Raw genomic sequence first — 12738 nt, 5'->3', positions numbered from 1 at the left:
ACTGATCGGAGTTATGAGTACTGCAATCACCAGTCGCCTTCTCCCATTATGCAGCAAGCGGCGACGTAAATGCAGTAAAGAGAAAGGCTAAAAAATATCTGGTATGCGAGAAAGCGCTCAAACAATATGACGCTGTTGAATGGACATAAGAAGTCAGCCGCTATTGCAAGGCGCGGCGCGCCAGAAGCTACGCGACCTTACTGGCTTTTTGGAACCATACTCGCCATATGCGTCATCGCCCAGTTTTTTAACTACAGAATTTTGCTGAACGCTGGCGCTTCGACCCTCAGCAATTGGAATCTCATTCTTATCTGTTTTCTGGATTTTTTACCCTGGTTGCTGCTTGCTCCGGCGATTATCGCTGCTGCGAGAAGATACTCTCCCATTTCAGTCAAGCCTGTTCTGCTTTTTCATTTGCCGTTGAGCGTTGTTTGCGCTGTAGCGGTTCTGGTCGTCACGACGATCACGCGCTTCTATCTGGAGCCTACTGAATCGTCTTTCGCCGAGAGGCTGCACCGCAGATTGTTTCTCGAATTTACCTGGACGTTTGTTTTTTACTGGTTCCTCGTTGGAACGGTTTTCATGACGACCTACCATTTCGAGTATAGGAAAAAAGCTGAAAACGAACTCCGCTTGATCGCCGAAAAAGCCGCGCTTGAAAAAGAGCTTTTTTCCACCAAGCTTGACGCGTTGCACCAGCAATTCAAACCGCATTTTCTCTTTAATGCGCTACATACGGTTTCTGCGTTGATGGAGACTGATGTCGTGAAGGCGCGTTCTGCGTTGATTGCCATTTCACGGCTGTTGCGAACTGCGCTGCAATTCAACGATGTGGAAAAGCATAGTTTAAGCGCGGAACTAAATTGGCTGAAAGACTACGTGGCTCTGGAACAATTACGCTACGCTAGGAATCTGTCCCTTGAGATCAATTCGATGATAGACGCCGAACTCTACAGCCTTCCACCAATGATCCTCCAGCCGCTTGTGGAAAATGCAATACGTCACGGGGCTGTAAAAACAGAAAAAGGCGGGCGCATTCTTCTTTTAATTCAAGCCTGCAACGAAGGATTGTCCGTTTTCATTGACGACGATGGCCAGGGCTTTAGTGATGATGCGCCGTCCGATGGATTTGGCATAGGCCTCGTCAGGGATAGGCTTCGCCTTACCTATGGCGTCGCCGCAAAACTTTCGTTCGAAACGTCGCCCCTCGGCGGCGCGCGAGCAGTATTACTATTGCCTGAAACGGCGCAAAAAACGTCAAGATGAGAACTTTGCAAAGACCGCTTCGTGTTTTGCTCGTTGAAGATGAGCGCCCTGCGCGCACGCTGCTATGCGATTGGTTGTCACAATTTCCGGAGCTCAAGGTCGTCGCTGAAGTGGATTCCCTGAAGGCTGCGAAAGAAAGCCTCAAGTCTCACGAACCTGATATTGTGTTTCTGGATATTGAGCTTCCTGATGGCACAGGTTTCAATTTATTTGACGGTCGCGATGGTGTGAAAAGGCCATATGTCGTGTTCACGACTGCTTATGATGCGTATGCGGCAAAAGCTTTTCGCGTTGACGCCGTCGACTACCTCGTCAAACCCTTCGATAAAGAGCAGTTGACCGAAGCAGTGGATCGTATCCTTCGGCGTTTCCAGTCAGATGGCGCAGAAGTTCAGGGAGGTGATGACCAGTTCAGGAAAATTATACGCATCAAACATCGCGGGCAGACGATTCTACTGATGGCGTCCGATATCGAATATCTCAAATCTGAAGACTATTATACGGCCATTCACACCAGCGACCGGCAATATTTATCGCGAACCTCCTTAAAGGTTTTTAGCAAGGATCTCGCCAAGTTTGGGTTTGTGCAAATTCATCGTTCCTACATTATCAACATCGCCCAGGTCACTGCGACGAAGTCAGTGTCCGGCGGGGATGCGCAAGTGATGCTGCATTCAGGTTTGGCGATAAGAATGAGTCGGCGTTACAAAAAAGATTTTCAAAACTTGCTTCGGAAATATTCGGTTGTTTAGAGGTTCGCTGCAGAGAATGGACCGGTTACTGCCAAATCATTTCATTCATTTTTTTTAATCGGTAAATTCGTACGTGAAGTAAAACTTTTCACGACATAGATCATGCGCAAAATAGTTATATCCGCTCTTCTTTTTGGCATGATGAGTGCAATGGGGCTTCGCGCCAGCGACAGCCCGCCTATTCTCTCCCAGCCTGACCCGGACTCTCCTGTCGGCGCACGCAATCCAAAAGCGTCGGAGGGTCTGGCGCAGTATGATTTTCTCATTGGCGACTGGGACGTGGACATCATCTGGACGCCTGGCGCGCAAAAATTCCAATATAAGGCAAGGTGGCACAATGTCTGGATCGTAGACGGGCTGGTTGTCATGCAGGAATGGCGCGGCCCCTATCAGACGGGAGCGGAATTTCGCAGCTACGATGCAGAAACCGACAGTTGGTCGGGATATAATATCTATCCGACTTACAAAGGGTGGACTAGGGCAACCGCAAGAGTTGAAGGTGACCGGATGATCGTTTTGGTCGAAGGATTTTCTGATGACAAGGGCGCGTATGTTAATCGCGAAACCTACCACGACATCTCTGAGCATACTTTTACAATGTATAGTGAGAAATCATATGACAGCGGAGAAACATGGTCGCCCGGTGATTACAGCATGACCGCTGTCAGAAGCCGCCAGTAGCCGTAAAAGTGTCATGACAACCATACTTGGATTTATTGCCTTTGCGTTGCTTGCGTGCAGTTGCTCCAGTCCTTCTGCCGCTTCAGTGCGCTCGCCGGCGTTGCCGCCTATAATATCCACCCCTAATCCGGACAGCCCTTTCGGTGAGCGCAGTTCCGACGGACCGGAACACCTTAGACAATTTGCATTCGTCATCGGTGATTGGGATGTTGATGTGACTGTTCATGGCGAGAACGCTCAATCGATGAGTTACAAAGCGAAATGGCATAATATCTGGATCGTCGACGGTATGGCCGTCTTTCAGGAATGGCGCGGACCTTACGTGACCGGTGCTGAAATCCGCACTTATGATCCGAAATCAGATAGTTGGCCTGGTTATAACTATTATCCCGGGGGGAAGGACGTGAATCTATACGCAACTACGTCCTTCTGGAACGAGAAAAAGCATGAGATGGTCGTGACAAGTCGAAAAATGACAGCTCGTGGAGAGAGGGTCACTCGCGAATTATATTACGACATTACGGAGAACAGTTTCAGTATCCGTTCTGAAATATCTCATGATGATGGAAAAACCTGGGAACGCGGGCCGTTCAGTCTGACGGCGGTGCGTCTTTAGGGTGTCGCTTCTGGCACGCTAAATCGATATGAGGATTTAGAGAGGGTAAAGTGAAATATACAGGGATGTTGTGCGCAATTTTCTGTGCTGTGTTCAAGATGTCGGCGGCGCATGCACAAGATGACCGGGCGCCGCAAAGTGAAGACGTTTTGAAGCAACTCGTCTTCATGGAAGGTGACTGGGCGCTGACGACATACATTTATCACGAAGACGGTTCGCTCGCTCAGAAATCTTCTGCACTAATGACGGTGAAATCCATATTGGGAGGAAAAGGTTATGTCGAGGAGCGTAAGTTCAATATTGACGACCCTAAACGGTTCTATGCTGCAGCTACACTATTCTCCGTAAAGCCGCAGACAGATCAGCTCGTTGGCGCCTTGAACAATACGCTTGGAAATCGGAAGTTGCTCAATCAGGTGATGGACAGTGACGGGCTTGTTTTCGAAATGCGTGGAGAGCTTTTTCAAGGTGCGCCCGGATATGCGCGACTGACATATAAGAATATCACCGAAGACAGTTTCGAATTTGTTCAGGATTATTGCCCTGAAGATGGTAACTCCTGCCAGGAAAGAACATTCGCATTCACGGCGACGAGAAGACAGTAATCTTTCAAAGTGAATGCGTACACGCCAAGTGCGAAAGTGAAAGTTTTTATGCAACCTATCAATGGAACAGGCGTAATGACCCAATCAGGAAAATTAAAAGCGCCGTTGTGGGTATGCGCTGTTATCTGGGGCGCGCACATGTTTTCCGGAGGAGGCGCGCAGGCGAAAGACTGCACCAATGATGCGGGTGGCGTGAAACATTACAGAAGACTGGCGGAAATAAGTTCTATCGCTGAGCCTATCATAGGCGTTTTCGAAGTCGCGCCCAAAAAAGCAAAGGCTATCGCTCACTTTCGCATCTTATATGACGGTTGTGAGCAAATTAAGGAAATTCAATATTACCATGGGGGTACGCCGAAGCCGATAGACGAAAACTTCGCCTCCAACCGATTTTTACCCGCTTCAAAAGTTATTTTTGACCGTGATGGTGGGCGCGCGCGCATTCGTTATTACGATAACGCCGGTAACCCGAAGTCGGTTTTTGAAAATGTTCGGTCTGTAATGCTCGTGCATGACGAAGCTGGTAAATTGTCGAGTGCAGAATTTCTGGATGAAAATGATGAGCTTGTTTTTGGCGGTCTCGGTTACGCCCGTGCAGAATGGATATGGCGTGATAACGGAAGCGCCATTGAGACGCATTACGATGCAGCCGGGAACATCGTTGAGAGCAGTGGTGAATTTCCTTTCAGAGAAGCGCAACTCGATTTTGGCCCTGACGGATTTGTAAAAACGATCAATCCGGAAGGTCTGTCGTATCATATAGAAATTGCTCGCAATGAAGACCGCACGCGGCGTTTCTGGCGAATTGTGAACGCTGATCACTCTCCCGGACGAGGCGGGGCGGCTGGCGTTTCACGTATTGATTATTCATACGATGAAAATGGATATCTGATCCGGGCGAAATATCTGGATGAAAACGGCGAACCTTTGGTCGCCCTGTCGGGGCATATGGGGTTCAGGCGAGTCTACAACGAAGCCGGCAATCGCTTGGCGTACCATTTTCTCAATGAAAATGATGAGGTCTGGATTCCGCCCGATCGAGGATACGCAGGCCAGATTTTCCGTTGGAGGCAGGATGGCGTCGTCAGGATGAGCACAAGTTATGTCAACGCTTCTGAGCAGGTGATGGCGCATCCTGGCAGGGGCTATGCAACGATCGTCTATGACTTTGATGAATATGATCTCGAAATCAGGCGCCGTTTCCTTGATGTGGCGGGTGATCCGGTTGAGGCAACTCAATGAACTGGCTCAATCCCAATCGCGCTCATCGTTTTGGTCAGTTAGAAAATTTGAGAGCTTCCCACACCAGGCGCTAGCTTTCCGGCCTTGGCCTGGTGTGGTTGTATTGAGAGGATTATCTGGTCGCGCGGCTCTAGGCGCCGACCGCTTCCGGCAGGAAGTTGCAAAAGCGTTCTACATCTTCCAGCTTGCCCATAGAGACGCGTGTCCAGTCTGTGTAATCCATATACTGTCCGCGCACGATTATTTTCTCATTCTCCATCACCTTCTGCACTTCATTCGCAGGCTTGCCTGATTTGAAATAGACAAAATTGGTTTGTGACGGGAGAGTCTCCATGCCGAGAGAGGCCGTTTTGTCCATCACCATTTGCCGGGCTTCAACGATTTTCGATTTTGAAAAGTCCAAAAACGCGTGGTCGTTGTAGGCGCCGATTGCTGCGGCGAGACCGGTTCCTGCTATCCATGACATCGCCGTGCCGCGAATCTTCTCGGCGGTCTCTTCGGAAGAGATCGTATAGCCGATACGCAGGCCCGCCATGCCGTAGATCTTGGAGAAGGTGCGGGAGACAATAACGTCTTTGCCGGCCTTCACGAGATCGACGCAGGTGTTGCCTTCCGGATCGTCGGCGAGCTCCATATAGGCCTCGTCGACCAGTACGGTGGTTTTGTCCGCCATGCGTTTTACTGCGGCCTTGAATGTTTTGGCGTCGGAAACAAGTCCCGTGGGATTGTTTGGGTTACAAAGTTGCACCAGTCCGGTGTCCTTGGTGACCGCCGCTTCGATGCCGGCGAGATCAACGCCCATATCGTCTGTAAGCGGGATGCGAGTGATGTCCGCCATGCCGAGGCGCACGGCGTAAAGCGCGGTTGTGTCCCAGAAAAGGCGAGGTGCAACGATAGGCCCTTTCGGCCCGTAAAGCACTGCGATTGCGGATAGGGCTTCGCCTGAACCGGTGGTGATGACGATTTGTTGGGGGTCGACGCCGTGCCGCTCAGCGATCATTTCCGCAAGGGTGATATTGGCTTGCCCGGGATAATAGGCGCCTTTCTTGCCTGCATATTCGACCATGCGCAGCGCGGATTCTGAAGGGCCGTAAGGGTTTTCGTTGCGGGCAAGAAGGGCGATGCCGTCATCCGGTCCCAGCAATGCGTGGTCAAGATGCATCGCTTCAGGCGGAAACGCTTCTTCTTTTTTCGCTGCGACGGCCCGGGTCGCGCCGGCCAGTGTTGCTCCGGCGGCTCCTGTCAGGATTAGACGCCTTGAAAGTTCTATCGACATGGTTGGAAGCTCCTTTGGTCTTGGAAAGTGGATGGTTCGGCTAGAGAAACGCGCCGTGCAGAATTGTGAGAAACTCGTGTTGAGTGCGTGATTCTTGGGGTGCATAAGGCGGCGAGCAATTCGGCAACAACATCGGCCGCAGCGCATAACTCTGGCAGCGTGCCTGGCGGCGTGATTGAGTTTGCGGCTTTGTCTTGTTTCTTCGGCGCGCCAGGAATGATTTCAATCGCAAAGGAGCGACGGTTTGGTCCGGAAAGAGCTGGCCAAAAACCGAATGCAGGCGTCACATTGCTTCCCCAATTTCGACTCAGGGCCTTCACCCTGGCAAGCGTCGGCGTCTTGCGGCCGGCATACGCCTGCAAGTTTGTGTTTCCTGCCCTGGTTTATTGATTTTGAAAAAGCTTATCGCAACTCTGAAAGGAATGCATCCTTTTTATAATGATTTTGCGAATTCAAAACTTCGCTTGTCTGAAGCTCCGTGTAGAGAAGAAGTTGTGAATGCTTGCGATAGGCTCGCAAAGCTCGTCTCGCGACAAATGTCGAAATCTTGAGCCGAGCCTGATATTTGTTTGGAATATACTGCTAATATCAGTGCTTATGAGTTGGCGGGCGCCGCTCGAGTGCGGACTGCTTTTGGTGATTGAGGCTGCTTTTCTCGCGCGTGTTCGTTGTCTTGTCGGTCACCCTGATTCGGATGCGCGGATGGTTTCGATAAAGCAAAATATCATAACCGGACGCACGAATAATGCGCTGTGTTGAACGATCTATTTTATTCCGCACTCTGATTTCTGGCGTCGCGACAGTTCGTCTTCATGAGCGCAAACAAACTTGAAAGTTCGATATTCTTGCGGTACGTCTTCATAAGCGGTTGTGTTTGAAAAAAAATAATCACCGCACTCTCTGGGAAGGAATCGTCTTCAAGCTGGCGCGCGACTGCGTGGTTTTTCGGCTGTGCTCATTGTGCTTGTGGAATGGCAAGGCTCCGGGGCCCGGCATCGGGAACAAAATTGACCCCGCTGACAGGATGCGGGGAGGGCAGCGGAAGGATGATTGAATAATGGCCGGAGTCGAGTGGGCTGAATTTCTACCGACGCTGCTGGCGATGCTGGCGGCCGGTTTGTTCGCCGGGTTTGCGGCTGGTATTTTTGGAATTGGCGGCGGTTTTGTTGTCGTACCCGCGCTTTACGCCATATTCACTGTCATGGGCGGAGACCCTTCTGTCACGACGCATGTGGCGATTGGCACATCGCTGGGGACAATCATTGTCACCTCCCTGCGTTCAGTGCAGGCGCATGCGCGCCGCGGCGCCGTCGATTTTGAAGTGCTAAAGACATGGGCGCCGTGGATCGTGCTTGGCGTTTTGTTGGGACTTGCGCTGGCGAAATCCATTGACGGCGAGTCTTTGACCCTGGTTTTCGCAATTGGCGTCTTCATCATGGGTCTTTACATGATGTTCGGTCGCGCCGGCGCGCTGAAAATAGCTGACACCATGCCCGCGGGCTGGTTGCGCGCAGTGCTGGCGACCTTTGTGGGTTCTTTCGCTTCGCTGATGGGCATAGGCGGCGGCACCTTCGCTATTCTGGTGATGACGCTTTTCGGAAAGCCTATTCACAGCGCCATCGCGACGGCGGCGGGTTTTGGTTTTATTATCGCCGTCCCTGGCGCAATTGGCTTCGCCATTATCGGTCAGGGCGTTGAAGGGCTGCCGCCCGGTTCGGTCGGCTATATAAATGTCATCGGTCTTGTCGCCATCACGGCGATGACGGCGCTAACCGCCCCCGCCGGAGCCTTCGTCGCTCACAAAATGAACCCGGCGCTCTTAAAGAGAGTCTTCGCTACTTATCTTATGTTCACGACCGGGGTGATGTTCTTTGACGCTTATAAGGCGCGCGTCGAACCGGACCCGACAACACCCTATATCGCCGAGGCGGCGACGCTTAAGCATTTTGATAACGCAGTGTTGGAGAGAGAGTATCAGGCTCTTTCCGGGGCGCCGCCTGAAGAAGGCTTGTCTTATTACGAGGCGACGCAGCGATCTGACGGCGGGGCCTCAGAATAAAAGAAGAGCTTGGCTTGAAAAATGGGGCAAGGAACTGATGAGGGGCAGACTATGGGGTTAGAGAAGCGGGGCGTAACGCAGACGCGGCGAAATTTCGTCCGAGCCACAGCGTTGGCGGCTTTGGCGCCCGTTATGACGCCAGCCATGGCCCAGAGCGGGGATGGGGCTGATAAGACCGCCCATTTGTCGGGCCCGGGGTTTGGTCCGGCTCCGGGCGTGGCGCTTCTTTCCCGAAATGAAAATCCTTATGGCCCGAGCGAGAAGGCGGTCGCAGCGGGTTGTGCGGCGACTGAGCAGGGCGCGTATTATGCGGACAGATCGCTTCTCTATCTTGTGGACATGATTGCGGAGCGGAACCGCATTCCGCGCGAGTTTGTCAGTGTTAGCGCCGGATCCGGCGAAGGCTTGTGCGCGGCGGCTCAGTCATGGACGCGTGATGGCGGCAAGATCGCGGCGCCGACTTTGTTCTGGGACACAACGGTCAGATATGCAGAGCGCCAAGGGGCGAAAATCGTCACGGCGCCGATGAAAAGCGATCTGGGCGTGGATCTTGATGCCCTTGAGGCTGTTATCGATGATAACGTCAGTCTGGTGCACATAACCAATCCCAATAACCCAACGGGCATGCTTCTTGATCCGGATGAACTGCGCGCCTTCATCGGGCGGATTGAAAAACGTGCAACGGTCTTGGTGGACGAAGCTTATAATGAATTGACCGATATTCCTGAAACCGCATCCATGGTTGACTTGGTGCGTGACGGAAAAAATGTGATCGTGTCGCGCACCTTTTCCAAAATTTACGGCATGGCCGGATTGCGGGTCGGCTATTTGATGGCGCGTGCTGACCTTACCGCCCGCATCCGCAGCAATATTATGTCATGGATCAGTGGTCCCGGTCTCGCAGCGGCTATCGCCAGTTACGATGACCAAGAGTTTTTGGCCGAATCGAGGGCGAGAATTATCGAAGGAAGAGAGATGGTGATTGCCGCCGCGCAATCCCACGGCCTTGTCTGCCTACCTTCGCAAACAAATTTCGCTTTTGTGAATGTCAAAGGCGACGCCAACATGTTCCGGGACAAGATGGCGAGTGAGCGCATTTACATTCGCGGCGCTTATCAGGGGCTGCCCAATTGGTCACGCGTTTCAATGGGACGCCTTGAAGATCTGTCGCGTTATATCGCCGCGCTGCCGAAGGCGATCGCCGCAGGTTAAAACATGTCGCGGGCATCGCCGCATCGTGCGAACGCGTAGCATTTTCGCCCAAGGGTGTTTGGGTGAAAAGCTTTCCTTTAACTTACTCCTTATACGGAATTATGCTTACGCGCGTGCGTTGCGTCGGTGAACGTTGTTTGTGATGGCGCCTGTTGCGATAAAATCCCTATAAGGAACGATTTTCAGAAATACGTCAAAAAAATGTTGCAAAGAGCAGGAATTTGCTTTCACCTGAACTTATAGGCGTATGCTGATCATCTAAGAGGCATACGTTGAAATATTCATCTCAAATGCCTGGGTTCAGGTATTTGTGATGGATAAATTATATTTCGGCTGAAACGCAGTCATAAGCGTTCGGTCGGTGGGAGGCGACGTCCGCGGTTTAACATCAACTCTGCGGGGGTTCGCATGAAAAAAGCTTATAAACTTAAGAAAACCCAGATTTTTGCGTCGGTATGCGTGGCCGCGCTATTCTCTGTTCAATCCGTTTCGGCGCAAGATGAAAGCACCGATGACGAAGTCGTGGTCACTGGCGTCCGCGGTTTACCAAGGTCTGTTCAAGATTCGGCCGTGCCGATTGACGTCTTCAACGAAGGAGACCTCGAAGGCGTCTCCTACACTGATGTCAATGACGTGCTTTTGACGCTAGTGCCTTCTTACACGTTGAGCCGGCAACCGATCAGTGACGGCTCAACTTTTATCCGGCCAGCGTCTTTGAGAGGTCTTCCTACAGACAAGACCCTTGTGCTCGTCAATTCCAAGCGCCGTCACCGCGCTGCGCTCGTTTCAATTGGCGGATCAGGCACGCAGGGCCCTGACGTGGCGACGATACCCGCGGTTGCGCTGAAAAGCGTTGAGGTGCTGCGTGACGGCGCTGCTGCGCAATATGGCTCGGACGCAATCGCCGGCGTTATCAACTTTATCCTGAAAGATTCCGCTGACGGCATCACCCTGACTGCGCAAACCGGACAATTTTACGAAGGCGACGGCTTTGAATATATCTTCGCCGGCAATGCTGGCTTTGGTCTCGGTGAAGACGGTTTTGTCAACATATCGCTGGAATATTCTCACTCCGATTCGACAGTGCGTGCTGAGCAATATTGTGAAAGCTGGTTCTGCGTTCCCACTGTCGCTGCTATGGATCCGACTTTCGCCGCTGGCGTCGAAGCGGCGTCATTATCGGATGGCGACATTGTACAGCCCTGGGGGCGTCCGAACGCCGAAGCGTTCCGGTCCTTTGTCAATATGGGCTACACTTTCTCCGATGCGCTCGAATTTTATGCTTTCGGCAACTATTCCGACAGCACCGCCGACGGTAACTTCTTCTATCGTTATCCCGGCAACGGCACGATTGAAGACATTCGTCTTGAAGACGGTTCAGTTTACAATTTCCTGGAAATCTTTCCGGGTGGTTTCACACCGCAATTTCATGGCGATGTGACCGACTATTCCGGCGCAGGTGGTTTCAGAGGCGATCTTGGCGGCGGTTTCTATTATGATGTGTCCGGTCGCGTGGGCGTCAACAAGATCGAATATTTCATTGAAAATACGGTCAACCCATCGCTTGGACCCGACACACCGACGGAATTCTACCCTGGCGACCTGATCAACAAGGAAGCGCAGTTCCAGGCTGATCTTGCGCAAGTTGTCGATCTTGATGCGCTCGCGGGGCCGCTGACTATCGGTTTCGGCGCGAGCTATCTGAAAGAAAGCTATGAACTCGTCGAAGGTGATCCGGCTTCTTATGCGAGCGGCCCGTTTGCCTTGCCTGATCCGTTTGATTTTTGCGATGGCATGACGGGCCCAACAGCCGCCGGCATGGGCATCGCAGGGCTTGATTGCACCAATCCGGACGACCCGGTCTTCACTGTCATTGGCGTCGGCTCAAACGGCTTTCCGGGCTATTCCCCGGAGTTCTCGGGTAAATATACGCGAAACAGTAAAGCATTTTACCTTGATGTCAGTGCGGACGTAACGGAGAGCTGGTTCCTGCAAGGGGCGGTGCGTTATGAAAACTACTCTGACTTCGATAGCCAGCTTATCTACAAATTCGCCACCCGGTATGAAATTGTAGATGGATTCGCTGTGCGGGGCTCTTATGGCACCGGCTTCCGCGCGCCGACACCAGGGCAGCAAGGCACAACGAACGTTTCCACGCGTCTGCCCAATGGCTTTCCTGTGGCGACGGGCCTTTTCCCGGCGTCTAGTCCTGTTGCCCAAGCACTCGGTGCTGACGCGCTCGAGCCTGAAACATCGAAGAACATCGCCGCTGGCGTTACGGCCAGCTATGGCGGAATCAATCTTTCAGTCGACTTTTATCGCATCGCACTTGAAGACCGGGTGAATGCGATCTCGACTCAGGATGTTTCGTCTGATCCGATGGCGGGCGATGCTTATGACAACTATCTGGCGCTTGTTGGCGCGGGTGTTGTCGGCGCCGAATCAATTGGCGGCGTGTTCTATTTCGCCAATGCCTTCGATACGGTGACAAAAGGTGTCGATATTGTCGCCACCACGGATCTTGATCTTGGCGAGGCGGGAACAACATCCCTGTCGCTTGCGGCGAACTACAATGAAACGGAGTTTGACGGAGACGTCGACGCCCTGTTCAACGCCGAAGATCAATTTGACTTTGTTAACGGTGAGCCGAATTGGCGCGGTATTTTCACCGCAATTCACAATATCGGCGGTTTCACGGCGCTTGGGCGGGTCAGCTATTACGGCTCCTATGAAAACGACAATGGCCCTATACAGGAATTCGGCTCTGAATTTCTGGTCGACCTTGAGCTGAGCTACACCTTCATGGACCACTATAAGCTGTCAGTGGGCGCCCGAAATATTCTGGATAACTATCCGGACCCGGGTATGATCGGGGAAACCTGCTGCGGCCGGATCTACCGGTCCGACTCCATCGTCGACTGGCAGGGCGGCTATTACTACGGCCGGGTTGAGGTCTCCTTCTAAGACTGCAAACCGACTGAGAACAAAGAAGAGGCGAAGCGGGCCGACCGCTTCGCCTCTTTTCTTTA

The 12738-nt window shown here is 52.2% G+C and carries 10 protein-coding genes; 9 read left to right on the top strand and 1 reads right to left on the bottom strand.

What is annotated here, in order from left to right; genetic code table 11:
* Window positions 1–126: 126 nt before the first annotated feature.
* From ACFC5L_RS00425 to ACFC5L_RS00400, 6 genes are all read left to right on the top strand, one after another.
* A complete protein-coding gene (locus ACFC5L_RS00425) occupies window positions 127–1266 on the top strand; it encodes a sensor histidine kinase (RefSeq protein ID WP_375202257.1) in 1140 nt (379 codons plus the stop codon).
* Window positions 1263–2018, top strand: coding sequence for a LytR/AlgR family response regulator transcription factor (locus tag ACFC5L_RS00420; protein WP_375202258.1), 756 nt, complete (start codon window positions 1263–1265; stop codon window positions 2016–2018). Before ACFC5L_RS00425 ends, ACFC5L_RS00420 begins: the two co-directional genes overlap by 4 nt.
* 102 nt (window positions 2019–2120) lie before the next feature.
* On the top strand, window positions 2121–2699 hold the full coding sequence (locus tag ACFC5L_RS00415; RefSeq protein ID WP_375202259.1) for a hypothetical protein: 579 nt from the start codon (window positions 2121–2123) through the stop codon (window positions 2697–2699).
* A 13-nt stretch (window positions 2700–2712) separates the two neighbouring features.
* Window positions 2713–3315, top strand: coding sequence for a hypothetical protein (locus ACFC5L_RS00410; RefSeq protein ID WP_375202260.1), 603 nt, complete (start codon window positions 2713–2715; stop codon window positions 3313–3315).
* Window positions 3316–3365: 50 nt separating this feature from the next.
* A complete protein-coding gene (locus tag ACFC5L_RS00405; protein WP_375202261.1) occupies window positions 3366–3920 on the top strand; it encodes a hypothetical protein in 555 nt (184 codons plus the stop codon).
* A 75-nt stretch (window positions 3921–3995) separates the two neighbouring features.
* Window positions 3996–5162: a hypothetical protein gene (locus tag ACFC5L_RS00400; RefSeq protein WP_375202262.1), complete on the top strand. Its 1167-nt coding sequence runs from the start codon at window positions 3996–3998 to the stop codon at window positions 5160–5162.
* Between the two features lie 130 nt (window positions 5163–5292).
* Here ACFC5L_RS00400 and ACFC5L_RS00395 read toward each other — a convergent pair whose 3' ends face one another.
* The gene (locus tag ACFC5L_RS00395; protein WP_375202263.1) at window positions 5293–6438 is read right to left on the bottom strand and encodes a pyridoxal phosphate-dependent aminotransferase; all 1146 of its coding nucleotides are present in this window, start codon (window positions 6436–6438) and stop codon (window positions 5293–5295) included.
* A 1057-nt stretch (window positions 6439–7495) separates the two neighbouring features.
* On the opposite strand from ACFC5L_RS00395, the gene ACFC5L_RS00390 reads away from it, so the two are divergent.
* The 3 genes from ACFC5L_RS00390 to ACFC5L_RS00380 all read left to right on the top strand — a co-directional run bounded on the left by ACFC5L_RS00390 (window position 7496) and on the right by ACFC5L_RS00380 (window position 12673).
* Entirely contained in the window at window positions 7496–8497 is a 1002-nt protein-coding gene (locus ACFC5L_RS00390) for a sulfite exporter TauE/SafE family protein (RefSeq protein WP_375202264.1), read from the top strand.
* A gap of 21 nt (window positions 8498–8518) precedes the next feature.
* The gene (locus ACFC5L_RS00385; protein ID WP_375210729.1) at window positions 8519–9709 is read left to right on the top strand and encodes a pyridoxal phosphate-dependent aminotransferase; all 1191 of its coding nucleotides are present in this window, start codon (window positions 8519–8521) and stop codon (window positions 9707–9709) included.
* Between the two features lie 408 nt (window positions 9710–10117).
* Complete coding sequence (locus ACFC5L_RS00380; protein ID WP_375202265.1) at window positions 10118–12673, top strand: TonB-dependent receptor plug domain-containing protein; 2556 nt, start codon at window positions 10118–10120, stop codon at window positions 12671–12673.
* Window positions 12674–12738 lie beyond the last annotated feature (65 nt).

Origin of the sequence: Hyphococcus sp. (assembly GCF_041986965.1) — a bacterium.
Lineage (GTDB): Bacteria > Pseudomonadota > Alphaproteobacteria > Caulobacterales > Parvularculaceae > Hyphococcus.
Note: the sequence above shows the minus strand (reverse complement) of the source record. Positions and strands in the feature narration are given on the sequence as shown.

Coding starts and splice junctions, on each gene's coding strand:
- ACFC5L_RS00425 (WP_375202257.1), top strand. CDS start 127: ATGACGCTGTTGAATGGACATAAGAAGTCAGCCGCTATTGCAAGGCGC.
- ACFC5L_RS00420 (WP_375202258.1), top strand. CDS start 1,263: ATGAGAACTTTGCAAAGACCGCTTCGTGTTTTGCTCGTTGAAGATGAG.
- ACFC5L_RS00415 (WP_375202259.1), top strand. CDS start 2,121: ATGCGCAAAATAGTTATATCCGCTCTTCTTTTTGGCATGATGAGTGCA.
- ACFC5L_RS00410 (WP_375202260.1), top strand. CDS start 2,713: ATGACAACCATACTTGGATTTATTGCCTTTGCGTTGCTTGCGTGCAGT.
- ACFC5L_RS00400 (WP_375202262.1), top strand. CDS start 3,996: ATGACCCAATCAGGAAAATTAAAAGCGCCGTTGTGGGTATGCGCTGTT.
- ACFC5L_RS00395 (WP_375202263.1), bottom strand. CDS start 6,438: ATGTCGATAGAACTTTCAAGGCGTCTAATCCTGACAGGAGCCGCCGGA.
- ACFC5L_RS00390 (WP_375202264.1), top strand. CDS start 7,496: ATGGCCGGAGTCGAGTGGGCTGAATTTCTACCGACGCTGCTGGCGATG.
- ACFC5L_RS00385 (WP_375210729.1), top strand. CDS start 8,519: ATGGGGCAAGGAACTGATGAGGGGCAGACTATGGGGTTAGAGAAGCGG.
- ACFC5L_RS00380 (WP_375202265.1), top strand. CDS start 10,118: ATGAAAAAAGCTTATAAACTTAAGAAAACCCAGATTTTTGCGTCGGTA.